Genomic DNA, 21,472 nt, shown 5'->3' with positions numbered 1-21,472 from the left:
AAAGTACATCTTTCATTACGCAATATAAAATGACGAAAGGGCAAGATGGACCTTACATTTTTGGAGAGAAAAATACGTGTGCAAAACCCATGTCGCCGAGTGATTTTGACTTCTCGATACAATCCTTCAGATCACCTGCCTGCGGGCAGGCAGGCTCAGGGACCAGAAAAATCACTCGAAGTCCCTTCACATTCAAGGGTCTTCGGGAAAAAGCCCGAGGAGGGTCATCGAGTATCACGCTAGAAGCGTGATGTATCGAGATGCCCTAGTACCTTACAAATTCACAAAGATTTTCTCTTCCTTATTGAACTCAACCTTAATGGCTTTCAGGAAGTCTTCCATCCCAATATCGCTCCTTCCATTTTCCGCTACATGCAAGCAACAATAGGACAGGGCATTGTTAATCTGAGCTCCTGTAAGCTCATAATTTTCGGAAATCTGGATGAGAATCTCCCTATGTACCGAAATATTGGTAGGAACAGCCATTTCCCAAAGACGCAGACGCTCTTCTGCATTGGGCTTGGCAAAGCTGATGATGGAATTAAACCTTCTAATAAAGGCTTGATCTATATTATTCTTGTAGTTACTGGCCAAAATCACCACGCCATTGAAATACTCAATACGCTGCAGCAAATAACTCACACTTTGATTGGCAAATCGATCTTGGGCACTACGGGTGGCCGATCTTTTTCCGAAAAGCGCATCGGCCTCGTCAAAGAACAAAATCCAATTCTTGTTTTCTGCGCGTATGAATACCTTTTCCAAATTTTTCTCGGTCTCCCCAATGTATTTGGAAATTACCTGCGATAGATCGATTCGATATACAGGACGCTCAAACTCTTTTCCCAACAAGGAAGCCGTCAATGTTTTTCCCGTTCCCGAAGGTCCACAGAACAAGGCCTTATATCCTGGCGCCATACGCTTGGCCATGCCCCAATCTTCACGTAAGAGATCCTTGTGCTTTATCCACAGTCGGATCTGATGGATCTGCTCCTGGGTCATGGGATTCAACACCAAATCTTCCCAATCCATTTGGGTGGTGATCTCCTTGGCTGGGAAATCGGGGCCAAAACTGGGCTTCAATTCTTCCCCAAACATGAGAAGGTGCAAACTTTCTGGTGGAACGATTACTTTTCCGCTCATAAATGGCATGCCTTCATTTACGGGTGCGATATACAAGAGTTGTTCTTTAAAAAACCAATGTTCTTCCTGAAAATAATCCAACAATCGCAATCGCTTCTGCATATCATCCTGGGCAATAATGTGCTGCAAGGTTTCCCCTGTAGCCTGCATACTTCGGTAGGTATCGTCTTTTACACCACCCCATTCCGGAAATTCGCCTCCTTCGGGGAACAATTCCTTTAAAATACCGTCATAAAATCCAGGGATCACATGAGGGGCCATCGCTAGTAGAATAATGAGTCCTTCCTCATGGGTGGTTTCCCGTCCCAAGACTTCGGAAAAGGTATTCTGAAAAGAAAAAGCGGTTTCCTTCGCTTCGGGATCGAAACGTTGTAGAATGTATTTTTTGAGATTCTGAAAGGGCATGTTCGTCTATTTAAAAATATAGGTTGTTCTTTTTATCCAACACCACTAACCGACCATTCGCAATTATAGGAGGAAGGGTAGCACCGTCCTTCAAATTCAACAGCCTTTGAAAGGTATTGGATCGTTTCTGAAGGGAAATTACCTCATTTTTATGAGATGAATACGCAATAAGCGCATCACTTCCCGAATGGGATAGCTTAAAATTCCCTTCCAAAGGGATGGAAACTTTAGAAATAATTGCTCCCGTAGATCGGTCGATCTCCAGAAGGGTATTACCAGATAACGCCCATAAGGTGTTTTCCTCAAAGTCTGGAACGGAAAAGGTATTCATCCCTGTTCCAAATGTTTTATTCCAATGCACGGTTCCGGTCTGTATATCGATATTCAATATACGATCGGGAAAAACGGTAACGAATACCTTCCCATCTTTTACGAATGGCACTTCGTTTACAAAGCTTCCCTGGACCGTGTCTTTCAATACATCCACCTTCCAAAGCTCTCTTCCATTTTCTGGATCAATACATTTCAGGAAATTAGGGGCTTCGTTTATAATGAAATGTTCGTGATATTTCAACGAAAAATCAGCCAATCCCTCTAGTGCCATGGGGTCTTTCCATTCTAACTTCGATAACTGAATGGAACATAAACGCGAACCTTCTTTAAAGGATGGAAAAACAAGCGCATTATTCGCTACAACGGCAAAAAGAAGGCTAGGGTTTATATCGGCAAACTCCTTGATCAATAAACCATCTTCTAAGTGAATGGCATACAATGTACCACCATCGGAAGCAAAGAGAAGATTTCCTGTCTGAAATAATTCCCGTATGGCCTTAGAGAAGCTCAACTTCCAAATAGTGGTATCGGACTCCATAGAAATCCATTGCAGGGATTTATCTGCCTTAGCCAATACCAGATTCCCATCCATAACCAAAGGTGACGCGGATACATCGGTATACCGCAAACGAATCGTATCGGCATTTTGGATGCTTCCCTTAAGAGGAACACAGCGTTCATAACTTCCTTTGTAGCAGGTATGATTCATTAGAAACGTAATATTACTTGATTTAATTGACTAATTGCCCGCTGTGCATCGGCAGGGTTTGTAAATGTATTATTTATTCTAGTGGTGAGCGCCGCTATAAGATCGGTAGTACTTCCGGCTCTTGAGGCAATTACATATCGGGAATTCAATAAACCAACCCCAGGAACGAAATCGTTTACCATCTGGTTCACTAAGCCTTGGGCGTTTGTGAAATCTCCCCAATTCTTGAATTCATATTCCAATCCGTTGATAAGCACATCGATCCTTCTCGATCGTTGTACCACCTCAAATCCACGTACCCCAGCAATGAATTCATTGCTCTGTCGGGACAAGAAAGCCAATACGAACTCACCTCCTATATACTTATTTCGCATGGGGTGAGAAAGCTCGGAAAGCAATCTGTTAAACGTGTTTATATTGAATCGTTGCACTCGTTGCAGTCTACTCAGTATTGTAGGAACGTCCGCTCCCGGATGACTCAACGCATTCATTACAATACGCTGTATCTGTTCTCTTGGAACCCTACCTTGTATCAATCGGGTAGCGGCACGCGAGTTATCAATTATGGTATCTACAGCACGCGCATATACCGCTGTAGATCCTGTGAGACGCCCACTCATGATGCCTTCGAAAATCTCTCGATTCTCATCCAAAGCTCTTCCTCCTCTTGCTGCATTATTCTGCAAATGCTGAGTTAATCGAGAAGCATCATCAGTTGCGCCTATAATGACTCCTCGTTGTCCGTCTACCATTACTTCCCTACCTAAAGTCGTCTTACTGTTTCCACGAGCCGCTTGCATCGTCGCATCGTCTATCTCCCGAACATTCCCAGTGGCCAGTAACACCCAAGGGTTAATGTATCCTTCCAGTCTAAACCAACCTCGCTGGAAACGGATTCTAAACCTTCTGAAACGGACACGCCTAAATAGTCCCTCTGCCAATTCCTCCAAGGTTCTCACTCCTTGTCCAATACGACCACTCACCCCACGCATTACCAATCTACCTCTTTGAATCATCGCTCTTCCCGATGTCATTACAGCACCCCCAACCCGTCTTGCACCTTGCATGGCCATGGATCCAGCACGACCCAATCTAGGAGCCACCCTGGAAATAGCCTTTCCAGCACCTCGTGCAAAATTCACCGCACCAGCGGCTCCGGTCTTTACAGATCTCCAGAAGGCAGAACTTCCCAGTAAGGCAAAAATGAGTTCTACAGCCACCACGGCTAACGATCGCGCCAATGACTTGGCAGCTCCGTTAATATCTCCTTTGATGGACTTATAAACGTATTCTCCTATATAATAAGCACTACGTATAGCAGCCACCCCAATCATTAATGGAATGAGCGCTTCGAAAATCACAGGAATAGCCGCGGTTACCCATCCTCCGGACAATACTTCGGCCACAACCAATACCACAATGATTCCTATTAGGGTAGGAATGAGCCAATGGCGGTTGCACTTCCACCAGTGTTTCATACCGGACCACATCTGATTTAAGGTATATCGTGCCCGTTGTCCTCGGGTAAGCGGTCCAAACTTGGCATGCTCCGGAAAGGACTGGGCGCCTTCGTTCTGTCCCATTTGTTTTGGTGGATCGCATGCCTGATTGGCCATACTTTCTTCGCTCTGAGCCATCATATGCTGCAAACGCAACTCTGTTTGTTCTTCCGGGCTTAAATCGGCCATTGGATCGGGTCCGGGATCTGCACCAGCATCACCACCCCCAGCAGCATCGCCACCAGTAAAGTTAGAAATATGGGTGCCTCCCGTATGGCTAATAATGTCGCTCAATTCTGAATGTACTGTACGCGAATCGGCATCGGCGGCATTTCCAAATTCCAATACCCCATCATCGCCCGTACGACTCTGAATATCGGCAATCAATGCGGCACTCGGTGCAAACTCTCCAACGCTATCTACCCCTATATCATTGTCGCCATAGGTTTGTTTAGAGAATAGGGCGGCATCATCCTCCCCAACCTGATCTCCCAGACCTAGACTTTCAAATTGAGTCGCCAAACTGGCTACCTGACTTCCAATTTCAAAAGGCAAGGGTTTTGTAAGATCCATACCCAATAACTCCTCCTCCATCTGTCCTTCAATCTCACCTGGCATCGCGATCAAAGCTTCTACTTGATTGCTGATAATCTCCAGATCCAATTCGGATACCATTTTGGCAACACGGTTACTCGCAGTGATTTTTTCTTCGTCCGATTTCTTCAATAGGTCCTGCAAGAATTCGATCATCTGTGTTTTTACCTGGAACCAAGTTTCTCCGAAATTCTTGAAGTTAGGCATGCTACGCAGTACCAAAATCATCACTTTGATGACGAAATCGACAATGGCGGGTTTGAAACAATCGGGAAGTGCCCTCCAAAACCAAGCCGAAAGTACAATGGGCCACAACCATGGGTTAAGTGCGAGGTAAAACAGCTTGGCTGCGATGATTACATACGGACGGATTTCGTTCCAAATGTCTGAAACGACCTGACTTACCTGTGCATAAATTTCGCTCAACTTATTTTTCACCTTGTCGATACCATCGCTAATGGCTTGTCCAAATCGACGCAAGGCATTCTTAATGGTCTGGAAGAGGGTTAAAATACCCAAGGACTCCATAAGCTGCATGACCTGTTGCTTCAATCGTTCGAAGGCTCCACTTAACCAATTGAAGGCTTGTACGGCTAGGTTTTGTAACTGATTGATGCCACTGGCAATGGGATCCAGAATATTCTCCTTGATCATTTCACGGAACTTCACGAATACCTCGTTGTCCCAATTGTCTTTCACCCAAATCACCGCTCGATAAATACCATAGGCCGCTGCACCGATGAGGACGAAAGGTCCGAGGGGAGATAGTAATAATAGAATACTCCCAATGACCATGAGGGGTTTCTTAATGGGCTCTATGGCAGATACGATCCAATTCCAGGCGTCCTCTAGTTTTTCTGTAAGCCAATCCAATACCGACTTTCCGGTATTCCAGGCAATATTGAAAGCATCCTTAATCCATTCCCAGGCCCTGGCCACTGCATCCCGGATTGGTTTAATAAGATCCCATACCCAATTGGCTTTCTCCACTACCCAATCCCAAACATCGCGAGCCACCGATTTCACAGCTTCGACCACAGGTTTTCCTACTTCGGTCCAGAGCCATGAAAGTCCCGCAGATATTTTGTTGAAAATGGCACGGATCCGTTGCAGGGCCCTTCCCGTGAGTTTTTCAATGAAGTTGAAAATCTTTCGGGCCAATTGGGCAAAGGCGGTACAGGCATCGGCAATCTTCCCGCTTAGGGAATCGATGATGCTGGAAACGAATTCCTCCAGAATACCCGATAATCCCTCCGCTTGTAATTGGCTGAAAAGTCCGCCCGTCATTCGGTCCAAGGATTTGGCCAACATTTCTTTTAGGCTATCCCAACCATTTCGCAGGAAATCCAACAATCCCGGTGCGATATCTTCAATAATCTCTTCGGCTCGATCCTCGGCCCATTCAATTACACGTCCTCCAAACCGTATAGCCGCGCCACCCGTATAATCCCATGTGGTTTCGGCCGCACTTCCAATAGCACTTCCTATATCATCTAGAATATTACGCTGTATCCGTTTCCCGGACTTCTTATTGATCTTTTTTGAAATAGCGCCTCCTTGCTGAATGGTATGCGTTAGCTCATGCGCCAACAAGTGCTTTCCTTGGGTAGTACCAGGGTTGTATTTGCCTTCGTTAAAGTAGATGTCATTCCCCACGGTGAAGGCTTGTGCATTCAGGGACTTACTCAACTGTGTGGCATTGTTGTCGGTATGAATGCGAACATCGGAGAAATCGCTCCCAAAACGATCTTCCATAAAGGACTGGGTGTTGCCATCCATGGCATTACCGGCACCTCTCGAATTGTTGATCTGTTGGGTAACTTCAGGTGAGGCCACTCTCGAATCTTGACTCGCCAAGGCCTTTCGTTGCGCTAAAGGCGTAATGGTTTCGGAAAGCGGTTTCCTTCGTAATTCCTCATCCTCACAATTGCTGCACTTCTTCTGCACTAAGGGTCCTCCCGTATTCGTCGGGGGAATAGGTGGAGTATCCATTTGATGGACTACCTTATCGGCCACAGCATCGGCTTCTGCTTCATACGGGTCGTCTGACTCACCAATTTTTAGCTTTTTCTGAACCACAGGGACAGGTGGTACAAAAGCCTTGGGTTGGGCTTGTGCTTTGGATTGGGTGATATGTTCCTGAGATGCGGTTTGCATACAATTACCAAGTAAAGTTTACATCCTTTTCAAATAAGCGTTGAACACCTCCTGGATTACCGCGTCCAGCAATCGCTCGGCACAAAATAGTAGCCCTCGTTATTCCACGTCGACGTAGTAAATCCCTTGTACGATGCTGTATAAAGGCCTGGGGGTGATTTCCAAAGTGTTTTACAGAACCAGAAGTTCCCCACATTAAATAGCGTCGATCCGAACTGTCTTTTATAATCCATCTAAACTGTAAATCGTTTGTAATAGTAAGTGGGCTGATACTGAACTCTGGGGCATCGGCAATATCTGTGGAAGTACTGCTTATATCGACTGTATTTCCGGAAGAGGAAACAATATGCAACCCTCCTTGCATGATAAGGTGTATGCCTCCTAAAGAATAGCGGCCAGAGCTCGTAGTGGTTTCAAAAGTAGCCTCAGGCACACTCATCATACTACCGTCGAGCGGAGCGGGAGTGATGGAGTTAAAAGGCCATGAGCCTCCAGAAGGCAAAGTAGGAGGAGTAAAACTACCCCATCTTCTAAAATTATAGGTTTCGAAATGCGTTAACGACCTTTCATTGCTCCAAACATCGCATATTTGTTCTATCCCTGAGCGAGTATGCCCATTCACCGCCATGTAGAAGGCTATTATATTGGAGGTAAGATCTTCTTCAGAAAAAGACGAAGAGCCTATACTTTGTGTCCATTGTTGTAGTGATTCGAAACCTAAGGACTGCATTTGCCATGCGCGTAAGGCCACCCTGTTTACTTCACTCGAGCTTAATTGTCTAGTAACATTAAAATGCGGTGTCACCGAACTCAATACAGTACCTATTACGGGTACACTGGATTGCATAGCTGGTGCAGCTACTGCCTGTGGTGCTGGATCTCCAGCTCCTATTCTATCTGAAGCGGCCTGTACTTCTTGGATCAATCTGCGGGCAACTCCAGGACTGGCATGGCTCCAATCTATCCACCCGCAATGGGTAGAATAATCGTATCTATCGTCCTCTATTCCACTTTCCGTAGGAATCCTTTGAATGCTTTGTGCTCCTTTTTGTTGAATGGTATGCGTTAATTCATGTGCCAACAGATGCTTCCCGGAAGCACTGGAAGGATTGTATTTTCCTTGATTGAAATAGATGTCATTGCCTACGGTAAAGGCTTGTGCATGCAATGATTTGCTCATCTGAATGGCCTCACTTCCCGTATGGATGCGCACGCCCGAAAAATCACTTCCGAACCGGCTTTCCATGAACGAACGGGTTCCCCTATCCATCATACTTCCACTTCCCTTCGAATTCTGAATCTGCTGGCTAATGGCATCCGATGCCTCTCCTCCTGAAGTATGACTCAAGGCACTTCTTTGCACCAATGGGGTAATACTTTCGGATAGCGGTTTCTTTTGTAGTTCTTCTTTACAATTACTGCATTTTTTCTGAACCAAAGGTCCAGAACTGGAAGGTGGGGTCGCTGGTTCAAAACTGGATTGCATCACCTTATCGGCGATCGCATCCGCTTCCGCTTCATAGGGATCATTTACTGCACCGATCTTCAGCTTTTTTTGAATCACAGGAGTCGGCGGCACAAAGGCTTTGGTTTTTGCCCGTGCTTTCGATTGCCTTGTATTTTCTTGGACCGGTGTCTGCATTCAACTATTAATTTTCATAAAACCCTTACAGCGAGCGCCTATCTAAAGCGTCCGACGAGGGTGAACATAAATGCTGTTTTATTTATAGGATCATAGGTTAATCTAAAGTTCGCACCCAAATGGATATCCTTTTTACCATGATCGGTGATTTTCTTTATGGTGGACACTGCTTTGGTAACATTGCCAATGTCATCCTTGTTCTGTTGATAGAATGTCCATGGTGGCATTTCCAGTGCCGTGGGTGTATTGCCGATAAGAGTGGGTATTGAACCCCCTGCTTTGTTAAAAATGCTATACATTTCGTAGTTGTAGGGTAAGGGTTTAGCACCCCAACCCATGTTCAATCCAAATGTTGAAGTCCCGAAATTATAGGAGGACCCTAAGTAGAATTTATTGTAGGTAGCTCCCAACTTTAACTCTGGGGTTTGTGGAACCACCCCAACATTCATTTTAAAGTCATTATGCTGCATGAGCAAACTCAAGGTGCTGCCATACTTGTATTGAAGCCCTCGAATAAAGAAATTGGAATCGTAATCCAGTTTCAACTTGGAGACGTCGGCCAAAAGCATAAAAGAAGAAATACGCCACTTTATCTCTGGCGGGAGTAATTTATAGTCGAATGAGCTTTTCTTTTTGCCATCATCCTCTTTATCTCCGTCCTTCTTTTGAATCTTCCTTTGAATTCCCTTTTGTTGAATGGTATGTGTTAATTCATGCGCCAACAGGTGTTCTCCTTCTCCAGAATTCGGGTTGTACTGCCCTGCATTAAAATATATATCGTTCCCAACCGTAAAGGCCTTTGCGTTTAAATCATGGCTCATCTGTTGGGCACTTGGACCCGTATGGATCCTTACTTGGGAGAAATCGGACCCGAAACGGGTTTCCATGAAACTCTGTGTACCTTGATCCATTGGCCGACCGCCTCCCTTACTGCTTTGAATTTGTTGCGTAAGGGCCGAAGAAGCCGTTCCTCCATTTCCCCCTTGTGAAGTCGCTTTCATCTGAATGCCTTCTTCTTTTTCGAAGTCTGTGTATGTTCGTTGCACCAGGGCTCCCGATTGTGAACCGACATTTACTTGACCATCGCTCATTCCCACAACGCGATCGGCCACGCGATCGGCTTCCGCCTCAAGAGGATCATTGGAAGCACCCACAGTCAATTTCTTTTGAATAACAAGGTTGGGCTCCATAAACGCCTTCGACGGGCTTTGGGCCTTAGACTGTACCTTATGTTCCTGTTTCATCTCATTCATGATCAAAATCTTTACTTGACATCAATACACCTTGATTATCTTTTCGGAGCTACCATCTGTGAGGAATAAGTAAGCTCTGTAGTATATTTTCCTAGTCAATTTCCCTCCACCGCTCTCATCAATAGAATCGACTTGCAAATTGTGGGTAGCAACCGCATTCGTTTCATACAATAAAAATGTACCCTTTGGCATCTCGACCAAGGCAACCCCTTTTCCAGAACTAGCCGTTCTTGCTACTTTGTAGGCATCCTTTATGGTATGGGCTGCCCCTAAGAAATCCCCTGCATACACATGATCTCCAAAACGAACACTGCTGTAATCGACTTCGGCAAGATGGGTGCCTTTAGAAATAAGCTCTCCTTGTTTGGATTGCGGTCCTGTTTCAGTATTAAGCAACTTGATTCCTGTCCACATTCCAGCCGCAGAAAAGCTTGGCTTATTAAACATTAACCAATATGTACCCTCTTTAACAGCTTTCTTAACCTGATCCTCCAATCCAGATTTTGAAGTATCCTCAAATGCTTTCGCCGGAGTATAAGCTTGATCGTGAAGGAACCATTCTCCTATAGAAGTACGTCCTATTAAGAAGGCGTGATAACCATATTTATACGTACCATCGGAATACGTTTTTATTTTAACAAACCAGCCTACTTGAGCGGTTTGGCCAGGCAAAAGAGCATTCGTAACGGAATTATTAAAGATATCACTACCACTATTTAGTCCGTCGGAAGCACCTCCATCGATACCCAATCGGGTTCTTACATTATCCATTTCATTCACCTTAAGCCCAACATTCAGATTTCCAGTACTGGAATAATACAAATGCAGTATGGTAGCCAGCTCCTGATAATTATCTTGGGTCATAGGAGTACCTGCCAGTAAATTATCCCTTATATCATAGCAAGAAGAAACGGCTATCTTTTGAAGATCCTCTGCATTGGTATAGCCTTTAGCCTTTAGATTATCTACATAGGTGGATTTAGAATGGATTAACCAAGTAATTACATTTTCTATAGCGGCAATAAGGGAACTGTCATTCTTACTATTCTTACCCTGAATCATCAATGCCGAAATTTGCGAAGCACTGGCGCAAGTCTCTTTCAATTGACCAAATGTAGGTAATGTCCCAGTCTCGACAGGGAATCTTCTTATCGTGTTTTGAGATGCATGACCTTGCTGCACCACATGTGTCAATTCATGGGCTAATAAGTGCTTTCCCTGTCGGGTGTTTGGATTGTACTTTCCTTCATTAAAATACACATCATTCCCTACCGTAAAAGCCTTTGCATTGAGATCCTGGCTCAACTGGATGGCTTCACTTCCCGTATGAATTCGAACATTGGAAAAATCATTTCCAAATTGACTTTCCATAAACGAGCGGGTTCCGGTATCCATGGCACTTCCACCCCCCTTCGAACTTTGAATCTGTTGGGTAACGGCATCCGAAGCCGTTCCTTCCGAAGAAGAACTCAAAGCCCTCTTTTGCACCCATGGGGTGATACTTTCAGAAAGCGACTTTTTCTGCAATTCTTCTTCACAATTACTACACTTTTTCTGAACCAAGGGCCCCGAACCGGAAGGTGCAGCAGTTGGCTCAGCATTTGCTTGCATCACCTTATCGGCAATAGCATCGGCTTCCTTCTCATATGCATCGTCTGTGGCTCCAATCTTCAGTTTTTTCTGAATAACAGGAGTAGGGGATACAAAAGACTTAGCTTCTGTATTCCCCTGAGGGATAGAATCATATTTCTGGACTCCTGTAACCATATATTTTATCTTATCAGCATATTTTCTTTAGCGCTCGTTTCACATCGAGTAAAAACAATCGTTCTTTTCCGTAAGACTCCACTTCTCCCTTTACCCATTCGCGACCGCTGTTCCATAATTTCATAAACTTTTTGTGCTCTGCTGGGTACCGTTTCTTCAATATTTTTAATCGCCGTTTTTTTCTTCGTTTTAATTTCACCCAATCGGTATAAAATTTTCCTCCTACGCTTTTGGCGTAGCGATCGGCCTGCCGTGCATGATAATATTCATGGCGTTTTGTGCCTTGATACACCACCCTTTCGCATAGACTCCGCACCTTCGCCTTTATCTTAATACCACCACCTGCTGAGGTGCTGCCTGCAACGGTAGAAGTCGGATTCCGCTTGTCTACGCAATCCTCCACATCGCTCCCCGTTTTGTTCGCAGCGGTATCACAGGCCTTGTACTCATTAGAAAAATACACAGCATTGTCTATAGCACTCTGAACATCGGGAGCACACTTACACATTCGCTTTCGTACCCAGAACCCCCAGACATTGATTCTTTTCGGTTTTTTGGGCTTCTTATCCTTCTTGGCTTGGATCATTTTTCGCTGTATCCCTCCTTGCTGAATGGTATGGGTAAGCTCGTGTGCCAATAAATGCTTTCCTTGGTAGGTCGCAGGATCGTACTTTCCTTCATTGAAATAAATATCATTCCCTACGGTAAAAGCCTGCGCATTCAAATCACGGCTCATTTGCACTGCCTGAGAATCTGTATGTATTTTCACATCCGAAAAATCGGCGCCAAACCGACTTTCCATAAATGTTTGGGTCGAGGCATCCATGGCATTTCCTCCACCCTTACTACTTTGAATTTGCTGTGTAAGTGCCGAAGAGGCCATACCTCCGTCTCTACCTTGAGAAGAAGCTTTCATCTGTATGCCTCCCTCCTTTTCGCAGTCTGTGCATTTACGCTGGACCAAGGCTCCTGATTGAGTCCCAACGCTTACGTTACCCTCGCTCATTCCAACGACCTTATCGGCTACCCGATCGGCTTCCGTTTCGAGCGGACCGTTGGAAGATCCTATCGCAAGCTTTTTTTGAATAAAAGGAGTTTTAGATGCAGGAGATTGCACTTTATATTTCCTTGATGGCTCGTATGTGGCAAAGGACATCATCTTACTCTAATATCATTGGGGTTCGTTTGTTCTATATGCATTAGGAATCCTGCTAAAGAATCTGCAGATCCGACCAGATCATTCATAGTGGCCGAAAACTTAGAGCCTGTGGTACAGGACATGGCGTTTGTTCCAAATTGAGAATATCCTCCTTGATCCCGAACTCCAGGAATAAGGTGGAAGAATTCATGAATAATGAGTGCCGTTTGGTGATTTTGATCTACACTACTTCGGAACCCTTGGCAAAGATGGATGGGACTTCTATGGTTCACAACATACCCGTCCGAGTCCAGTCCCTGTCCAGATAAACAAATGGGATTATTAATCGCTTCGCAAGTAAATGCCACCGGATGTCGTAACCTACCTCGAAGACGCCTTAAACGAAACATCACTCGAATGTGTGCCACTCCAAAATCGGCATCGGTCTCTTTAACGTTGAAGTTACTTCTAAACGCACAGGGAACCTGACCGGTAAGTCGCCTTGTTCCACGCAACAAATCTGCTTTGTGATTTATCCAGGCACTATGCAATCGGGTCATGGCTCGGTCTGCTTTGTTAAGAATGGATGGCATTTGGCCCAATGCTCGCCTTGCTTTTTGTTCCGTTGTCCTTTGCTCTGCAGTCGTGCAGGGTTGTAAGGGCCTTCCCAGCATAATACTAGCTATATGGTTTACCACTTGGGTGATGTTCGCACCACTAATGATGTAATTTTCCCTGTATTGATGAAGTTGATCCAAGGTCATGCGCTGAAATCGATCCCGTACAGATTGGATTCTCAAATGATGCGGTCGCAACTGAAAGCTATCAAAGGCATTTAAAGCAGCTACACTATCGCTAAGCCAAGAACCATATTCCCTTCCGTGGTGCGACACAGGATGCCCTTCTGGGATTCCCCTATCCCTGCGAAACTGCTCTTCCAAATGATCGTGAATGGGATCTCCAGTATCGGCAGCTTTCTGTATCCCCATTGCCTTTCCTCCTTGCTGTATGGTATGCGTAAGCTCATGCGCCAAAAGATGCTTCCCCGAGATACTGTTCGGATTGTATTTCCCAGCATTAAAGTAGATATCATTCCCCACGGTGAAAGCTTGCGCGTTTAGCTCCCGGCTCATTTGAATGGCCTGGGAATCTGTATGAATCTTAACTCCAGAAAAATTAGCGCCAAACCGACTTTCCATAAAGTTTTGTGTGGAGGCATCCATGGCATTTCCGCCTCCCCTATTATTTTGAATTTGTTGTGTAAGTGCCGAAGAAGCCGTTCCTCCCGCTCCCGTTTGGGAAGTGGCTTTCATTTGTATGCCTTCCTCCTTTTCGCAGTCTGTACATTTTCGTTGTACCAAAGCTCCCGTTTGCGAACTTACATTTACCTGACCACTACTTACCCCAACAACCTTATCGGCCACACGATCGGCTTCTACCTCATAGGCATCATTAGATGCCCCAATGGAGAGCTTTCGCTGCACCGGTAATCCTTTGATGAATCCTCCTTTTTTTGTTTGTGAAGAAGGGGATGAAGCAGAATATCTAGATATGGTTTCTATGGCTAACATTGTTCTCTATTTCAATCTATTTATACATTTCCTCGTATTATTCTGCATTGATCCCGGTCCAATACAGAGGCTGTTCGTCCCGGAGCAAACATTAGGTTCCTAGTACTTGCAGGATTTCGTATTCCTGCATGCGTTCCACTGTTCAGGAAGATATGCCCCAGTTCGTGGGCTAATGTATCCCGTAGCGCTCCTGGGTAAATAACCGCATGGTGTGAAAAACCTCCGGCGCAGTAGGGTGGACGGCTAAAGGCCAATGCAGCATATCCCGAAGTTGAAGCTGGATAAAATACCCTAACATCGCTGGACAAGCTATGAGTAGCCGTTGCTTGTGTATACATGGTTCTTTCCTCTACTGTAGGCGTTGGACACGTAATTCCTGAAAGATTCAAGTCTGTATCACCTCCTAGCCAAGTGCGCGTGTCCGCAGCGGAAGCCCTAACATTCTTTCGCATAACAAACCGAACACAACATTGTCTAAACACCCTATTGGCAACGGCTAAATCTGCCGTGGGAGAACGTGTGGCCCCATCCAATCGAACAAAGTCTATGGTTACGGTCTTGTAACCGTCGGCACAAAGTCTACGTGCCGCTGCTAACAGATCATTTCCGTCCGGTCTTCCCAAAAATTGACCTTCGGCACGAACCTCCCGTCCAATGGTAGTTCCCGTAGTAGGTCCTATTTTTCCATCTACATCCAAATTGTTCTGTGCTTGGAAACACGCAATGGCATTGATGAATGCCGCATCGTATTCTACCGGTTCTGGAGAAACACCAAGTACATCCCTCATTAATCGGATATCCCGTTCTTGGTAACGCTGCCTCTGATTGTAACGAATGGCTTCATTCACCTCATCTTCGGTAAGGTCATTGCATTCCGCATCGGGATTGGGTGGCTCCAGTGCAAAATCCCGCTGGATCATCTTCCGTTGAATTCCTCCCTGTTGTATGGTATGTGTAAGTTCGTGAGCCAATAGATGCTTTCCCGAAGTGCTGGAAGGATTGTACTTGCCTTTATTAAAATAGATATCGTTCCCTACCGTAAAGGCTTGTGCATTCAGTTCACGGCTCATTTGGATGGCTTGTGGACCGGTGTGTATGTTGACCTCAGAAAAGTCGGTTTCGAAACGATTTTCCATAAAGTCCCGGGTGCCGCGATCCATCTTAGATCCACTTCCCTTGCTCGTATGTATTTGTTGACTAAGCGATTTTGATGCTGTTCCGCCTTTGGCGCCAACACCTTTCTTCTGTATAAGGGGTGTTATAGATGTGCCAATGGATTTCTTCTGAATCTTTTCTTCCTTAGCACAAGCTGAACATTTTCGTTGTACCAAGGCCCTTTTTTGGGTGGAAATCCTTTTCGGGCTGGGTTGCATACGTACTACCTTATCCGCTACCTGATCTGCCTCCACTTCATAGGGATCATTGGAAGCACCAATGCCTAGCTTTTTTTGAATGGTAGGAGCGGGTGGAACAAAAGAGGAATTTTTGCTGGAAGGTTGTTTTTTATGCTGTGGCACCAAGCTTTGCATGCTTCGCTGTTTAATGGATCTCCGATAATTGCTGAATGCTTTTTCTGAACTCTTCAGAAATGCTATATTGTTTTCCCTCCAAGTAAATTATGGGATCGTATTGGTTTTCTTCCATATTGTAGACGGTCCCTACTTCTATAGACTTCCCATCCGTATAGTTAAGCGTGAGATTCCCCTTGACAATAGCGGAAATAAGAATTTCATTTTGCTTAATGACTTCCAATTCCTTAGCTATGGTCTTAAGATGCGATTGCGGGATTTTGGCCTTGGCCGTGTACTGTATTCTGTTGATAAAAACTTGATCCACCAAACGATAGGTTCCACTTACAATTTCATTTGTAGTGGGAAGCTCTTCTTGCGGCAACTCCTTAACTGAAGGTTCCTTGACCTGTGGTGTAACTGTATTTGGTTTTTCTACGATGGTTTTCTTCTTTTTTCTCCAGGTTAGAAGAAAAACACCCGTAATTACCGCCAATGCTATAAAAACGATAAGAGCGATTAATTTCATTGCTTTGTTTTTTCTCCTATTGAAGGAATTTATACTACTTACTCCCTTTGCAAAGCCTTCTTATACTGCAGTTGCTGCCATTTTATTGCACCACTCGGCATCGGGTTTTGCATTTGCATTTCGAATCTTTCCTGAACTCATTAAGTTATCCGGATCGGAGTGATGCTTATTGCTTTGAACATTTCCTACATAACCGGCTTTGTGCCCAGATTCATGGGCTATGGTATCATCTGCTGCCTTTTTCCTGTTCCAAACCACACCTTTGGCGGGTGCGTTGGCCCTTGGGAAAATTCTCTTTCCCTGCCAAGTTTGGCTCAGCGTAGATTCTGTAACAAGAACTTTTACACCTCCATTTGGGGCCGTAATATTGTCTAAATTTTTATCCCTTAATTTTCTGTCGGCTGCTACATCACTATCATAATCACCGTCCTTGGGAGCCGGTTTGTTTTTCTTGTTATAATCGTAGTGCACTTTTAAATCAATATTACATGCTTTAGCATGGGTCACACAACAATGGGTAAGGGCTTTTCTTTCTACGGCAATGGACTTTTTAAGCTTATCGAAAGTCGTTTTATTGAATTTTGCACTAGAATCGAATCCTATGTTAAGCCAGATCGTCTTTCTAGGGATTTTTCCCTGTAGCCATTGTGCGTATGAAGGATCATGTTGAGAAGCCGAATCTCTCGGCATGCCTGTTTCCTCACTATATTGATCTAAAATGGGATCATGAATTGGATCGCCTCCTTGAAAAGGGAGTCGTTGTATTTTGTTTTTCCCTATTCCTCCCTGTTGAATGGTATGGGTTAACTCATGTGCCAATAGATGCTTGCCCGAATGGGACTCCGGACTATATTGACCTTCATTAAAATAAATATCATTGCCAACAGTAAACGCCTTAGCGCTCAGTTCACGACTCATTTGAATCGCTTCGGCACCGGTATGAATATTTACTTGGGAAAAGTCCGCACCAAATCGGTTCTCCATAAAACTTTGGGTGCCTTGATCCATTTTATGACCTCCTCCCTTACTTTGACCAATCTGCTGGGTTAAAGCTTTGGATGCAATCCCCGTACCTTCCCCTTTCTTCTGAATCATAGGTGTGATGGTCTCGGCAATCGGCTTTTTCTGTATGCTTTCTTCTTTGTTGCAATTGGCGCATTTACGTTGCACCAGGGATCCAGTTTGTGTAAGTGAATCCACTTGCGAATTCCCCATTCCTACCACACGGTCTGCTACACGATCCGCCTCTACTTCATACACATCATTAGAAGCACCAATGGCTAATTTTCTTTTAATGGTCTGGGCACCAACAAATGGCGAAGATGTTGTGATCTTCGAAGTAGGCGTTTTTGTTTTATGTAGTGCAACTGCGTTCATTTTCAATTGTATGATGATGCTCTTCCTTATCGTTTCATTTGCTACGGTATTGCATAGGCTCCACGCACCAAAAGCGACACACAGGAATCCGAAGACCTCGATAGTGCTCCTACTGTTCGTGGTCTGGGAACGGCTGCAACGCGTGTAGGTGTTCTCGGAACAGGGTTTTGTGCTCCCGCAGGGAATCCTGCAATTAAAATTTCTACCCTTCTCCAATTCCCTGGTGAAGCATTTAAAGGGGGACGTGGAGGGAAGCGGTCACGAACGCCTTCTACGCGTGTAAAGCGATTTACGCCTCTCAATCGGAATTTTGTTATGGTATTGGGAACCCCAAGAGTATTCAATTGGCTCTTTACATTATTCGCTCTATCCCTACTAATCCTATCATTTGTCGTAGCATTTCCGGAACTATCGGTATGTCCAATTACATCCACCCAAGAACTATTAGCCATAATATAACTGGCCGCAAAGCGTATTTTAGCCTGTTCGCTAGAGGGCAATGAAGCTACTGCAGTTCCTCCAGAAGGAAAGTTTCTAACCGTAATCTTATCCACAGACTCCCCGCGGTGCGACCCTGATCGTGCCAACCCTCTCAATTCGCTGGCGGGAACACCTTGTTCGGTAGAAATAAGATTTTCAATTCGTACCGTAGGATCATGGACATCGCTTGTGGTGCGATCCCTATGTGGGGGATGGGCATTTATATCGGCCAATACAGCATGACCGCATAACTCATGGCCAAATGCTGAAATTTCTCCTTGAAATGCCAGTGTATTCGATGCTGTAAAAGAACCGAACTCTATAGGCACTCTCGAAGAGGACATTACGATCAATTTACTACCAATCCGCGTATGTGGCCCGTCCAATTCACTTACGGCAATGGTCCAATCATTAGTCGATTTTGTGATTAATGCAAGGCAGCAGCAGCCCACAGGAGACGAGGACGAGCTGTATTCTGAAGAAAGACGCGAAGTTCTTGTCTTATCTACTACCTCTCCTGTCGATGTATCCACTTCAAAATTCGGACAAAGCCCTTGTACCAATGTATCCATCATAGAAAATCGCTGGGCCCTCGTTAGACCCGCAGCAGGATCTGCCGCATTCAAAGCGGAATGATGTGTTGGGCTGACAAATAGACGTCTCTGGATTGCGCTATTGGTTGCTTTTTGCTGCAATGTATGTGTTAGTTCATGAGCCAATAGGTGTTTGCCTGAGGTAGAGGAAGGGTTGTATTTCCCTTCGTTGAAATAAATATCATTTCCAACCGTGAAGGCTTGGGCATTCAGTTCTTGGCTCATCTGAATAGCCTGAGAACCTGTATGAATGGAAACACCTGAGAAATCTGCCCCAAATCGACTTTCCATAAAACTCAGGGTACTGTGATCCATTTTATGACCACTTCCCTTATTGCTACTAATTTGCTGTGTGAGCGACTGAGAAGCAATTCCCTCTCCCGAACCTCCTTGTCTCTGAATCATCGGGGTTATAGACGCAGCAATGGGCTTTTTCTGAACTTTCTCTTCCCTTTCGCAAGCGGTACATTTACGCTGTACAAGGGCTCCAGTGGTAGGTATACTTTTGGGAGCTAACTTCATTTGCACCACTTGATCTGCTACATGGTCTGCTTCCTTTTCATAAGCATCTTCTGCCGAACCAATGGCCAATTTTCGTTGCACAGTAACTCCCCCAATGAAAGGAGTGGCCTTCCTTGGGTTTGTTTTTGAAGCCGTTGGTGCTTCCTTTTTCTGTACAAATCCACCTGTCATAGTTCGTTATATTCAATTCCAATAGCATGATAAGAAATGCTCCATCCAGGGGGTTTTTATCGTTCCAATTCCCCATGGCAAATGATCCAATAATATGTCCAAGCCCTTCTGTTCTAAAGTGAGCTCGTATTTGTTTTCCTTGTATTCCAGTAGTTTTCCGTCGCGTTGTAAAAAGGTTTCCTGCAGCGTAGGCACCGAAGTATCCTTCAAGATGGACCAATGATCAATCACCGCTTGCAACAGACTATCGCATTCCTCCTTTTCTTCCGCTGTAATTTCCCATTCGGTACGAACCGTGTCCGTGGGCTTTACACCGCAGAGAATTTTGTTTAATAGGAGGTCGCTTTCAAATATCTCTATGTCAAAGTTGCTGAGGTATTGCAATACCAAGACCGCACGGTGTTGCAGTTGGACACGCTTCCATTTTGTATCTTCCAGATACCCTAATTTCTGAAATAAGGGTGCCAAAAAAGGGTGGAGCAATACCAATCCAGCGTTTTGTATGTATACGGAATGATCCATGGGTGATTGTGTATGACTTTGACTCTCTTCCCGGCTTCCCTGAAGCGCCTCCAAAATGGCCTCTATATCGTCCTTTTCGTTGACTTCTTCTTTAACTGCGCCGAATACTTCAAACTCATTTTCAGCGAGATAGGTTTTAAGGTACAATATTGTTTTAGAAAGCGTCGGTAATGGTATGGTTGCTTCCTGTTTTTCCCAAAGACTCAAGACAGTGCCTAATATTTCAGGGGAAAGTTGAAAATAGGATGTTGCAAGCCGAAGTATCTTTTCGGATAAGATCGTATCCTTCCGCTCACCCTTTTCTCGTTGAAATACGGCCATCCAAAAAAGGAAATGTCCAAAATCCTCAATACTCTTTTGCGGAGCGACACTGAATTCCTCTTCAACCGCTTTCATAAGTATACTCCGAACGCTTCCCCATGTGCGTATTGCATCAATATCGACTGCTTCGTACAACTTAGCCTTTACCGATTGTGGAACGTTGAAAGTCCATCGTAATACCACCGCGGGTTCCATTTGCACTTTAGTAAGCAATTGCTCCCAAAATGCTGAGTCGATTTCAACCGTTTCAAAAAGAACATCCAACTCCTGCAATAGCGCATTGGTCGGTAATGTTCCTCGTTCCAGATAATACAGTAAAAGTTCTTGTAGTGCCTTTTTTTTGGAAATAGAAGGGTGCTTCTTTTTTTCCGTTGCCGCTACCTCATCATGAGGAAGTAAGGCATGTAGTTTTAGGTATTCCTCTACTTGGAATAAGATATTATCTACCAATTCCTGTTTCCAATGCTTCTTGGAAATGGCAGGAATGTCTACAGAAAGATGCTCTATGCTCCAGACCCTATCGGCCACATCATACCGATCCAAAAGCTGCTCGAGTTTCGGATACAATTCATGCTCAAAAACCCCACTCAATTCATCTTTAAGGAGATTGGCGAAGGGTTTTTCGGAGCACTGAACTTCGATATGATTCTTCCGTATAAGGTGCATTATTATTTATCCATTAAAGAATTCTGGTGCATGGAATTGAATAGAGGTGAAAATCTCACTGTCCCTCGATATCCCTTGTTCGGTTTGAATGAAAATGGCCATCCTATCCTGATTCTTAATATTAATTCGAATATTGGCTGTTTCTGGGAAATCACTTCCTGCCCCGCGTAGGAACGGCACCGTAAAGGTTAGTTCCCGATCTGTGGAAACAATCTCCTTTAAGAGTTGATAAAACTCAGGCTCAATTGGAAATTCTGGATCGCCCAAATTGCCTTCCAAAATGCGTATTCTGAAGGTGAAGTTTGCTGTACCTCCCACATCTATGGCGTTCTTAATTCCTCTACAGGAGTACCACATACGGGCTCCCCTTGGGTCTTCCACAAAGTTTCCATCGTTGAAAAAATGGAAGAAATCAATGGGAGGTGGTGGCGGTGGCGTTGTATCTTCATTTTCGGTATAATCCAACATTTTTGTGAGTACATCACGTACTTCGAATGCGGTGTTGTTACCGTTGTCTTCTATAGCCGCTATGGCTTGTTCTACTATAGGTCTTGTTGACATGGCATTATATT

14 protein-coding genes are annotated in these 21,472 nt (G+C 44.7%); all 14 read right to left on the bottom strand.

Going from position 1 to position 21,472, the window contains the following annotated elements; translation table 11 throughout:
• Positions 1 to 273: 273 nt before the first annotated feature.
• From POV27_RS15010 to POV27_RS14945, 14 genes are read right to left on the bottom strand one after another with little or no spacing between them, the layout of a single operon-like run.
• Positions 274 to 1,548, bottom strand: coding sequence for an ATP-binding protein (locus POV27_RS15010; protein WP_272863608.1), 1,275 nt, complete (start codon positions 1,546 to 1,548; stop codon positions 274 to 276).
• A gap of 10 nt (positions 1,549 to 1,558) precedes the next feature.
• Complete coding sequence (locus POV27_RS15005; RefSeq protein ID WP_272863607.1) at positions 1,559 to 2,590, bottom strand: outer membrane protein assembly factor BamB family protein; 1,032 nt, start codon at positions 2,588 to 2,590, stop codon at positions 1,559 to 1,561.
• The gene (locus POV27_RS15000; RefSeq protein ID WP_272863606.1) at positions 2,590 to 6,840 is read right to left on the bottom strand and encodes an eCIS core domain-containing protein; all 4,251 of its coding nucleotides are present in this window, start codon (positions 6,838 to 6,840) and stop codon (positions 2,590 to 2,592) included. The genes POV27_RS15005 and POV27_RS15000 overlap by 1 nt, the downstream gene beginning before the upstream one ends.
• Positions 6,841 to 6,844: 4 nt before the next feature.
• Complete coding sequence (locus POV27_RS14995; protein WP_272863605.1) at positions 6,845 to 8,482, bottom strand: eCIS core domain-containing protein; 1,638 nt, start codon at positions 8,480 to 8,482, stop codon at positions 6,845 to 6,847.
• Positions 8,483 to 8,520: 38 nt separating this feature from the next.
• Entirely contained in the window at positions 8,521 to 9,735 is a 1,215-nt protein-coding gene (locus POV27_RS14990; RefSeq protein ID WP_272863604.1) for an eCIS core domain-containing protein, read from the bottom strand.
• A gap of 21 nt (positions 9,736 to 9,756) precedes the next feature.
• A complete protein-coding gene (locus POV27_RS14985) occupies positions 9,757 to 11,502 on the bottom strand; it encodes an eCIS core domain-containing protein (RefSeq protein WP_272863603.1) in 1,746 nt (581 codons plus the stop codon).
• 13 nt (positions 11,503 to 11,515) lie between these two features.
• On the bottom strand, positions 11,516 to 12,619 hold the full coding sequence (locus tag POV27_RS14980) for an eCIS core domain-containing protein (protein ID WP_272863602.1): 1,104 nt from the start codon (positions 12,617 to 12,619) through the stop codon (positions 11,516 to 11,518).
• 38 nt (positions 12,620 to 12,657) lie between these two features.
• Positions 12,658 to 14,211, bottom strand: a complete 1,554-nt coding sequence (locus POV27_RS14975; protein ID WP_272863601.1) for an eCIS core domain-containing M35 family metalloendopeptidase — start codon at positions 14,209 to 14,211, stop codon at positions 12,658 to 12,660.
• A 20-nt stretch (positions 14,212 to 14,231) separates the two neighbouring features.
• A complete protein-coding gene (locus POV27_RS14970; protein WP_272863600.1) occupies positions 14,232 to 15,740 on the bottom strand; it encodes an eCIS core domain-containing protein in 1,509 nt (502 codons plus the stop codon).
• Positions 15,741 to 15,750: 10 nt separating this feature from the next.
• A complete protein-coding gene (locus POV27_RS14965; protein ID WP_272863599.1) occupies positions 15,751 to 16,248 on the bottom strand; it encodes a hypothetical protein in 498 nt (165 codons plus the stop codon).
• 60 nt (positions 16,249 to 16,308) lie between these two features.
• Positions 16,309 to 17,625 (bottom strand): eCIS core domain-containing protein, encoded by a 1,317-nt coding sequence (locus POV27_RS14960; protein WP_272863598.1) that lies wholly within the window; start codon positions 17,623 to 17,625, stop codon positions 16,309 to 16,311.
• A 41-nt stretch (positions 17,626 to 17,666) separates the two neighbouring features.
• A complete protein-coding gene (locus POV27_RS14955) occupies positions 17,667 to 19,391 on the bottom strand; it encodes an eCIS core domain-containing protein (protein ID WP_272863597.1) in 1,725 nt (574 codons plus the stop codon).
• A 12-nt stretch (positions 19,392 to 19,403) separates the two neighbouring features.
• Positions 19,404 to 20,900, bottom strand: coding sequence for a contractile injection system tape measure protein (locus POV27_RS14950; protein WP_272863596.1), 1,497 nt, complete (start codon positions 20,898 to 20,900; stop codon positions 19,404 to 19,406).
• 6 nt (positions 20,901 to 20,906) lie between these two features.
• A complete protein-coding gene (locus POV27_RS14945) occupies positions 20,907 to 21,461 on the bottom strand; it encodes a hypothetical protein (RefSeq protein ID WP_272863595.1) in 555 nt (184 codons plus the stop codon).
• Positions 21,462 to 21,472 lie beyond the last annotated feature (11 nt).

Source organism: Aureisphaera galaxeae (assembly GCF_028561275.1).
GTDB classification, from domain to species: domain Bacteria; phylum Bacteroidota; class Bacteroidia; order Flavobacteriales; family Flavobacteriaceae; genus Aureisphaera; species Aureisphaera galaxeae.
This window is presented reverse-complemented; position numbering and strand designations above follow the sequence as displayed.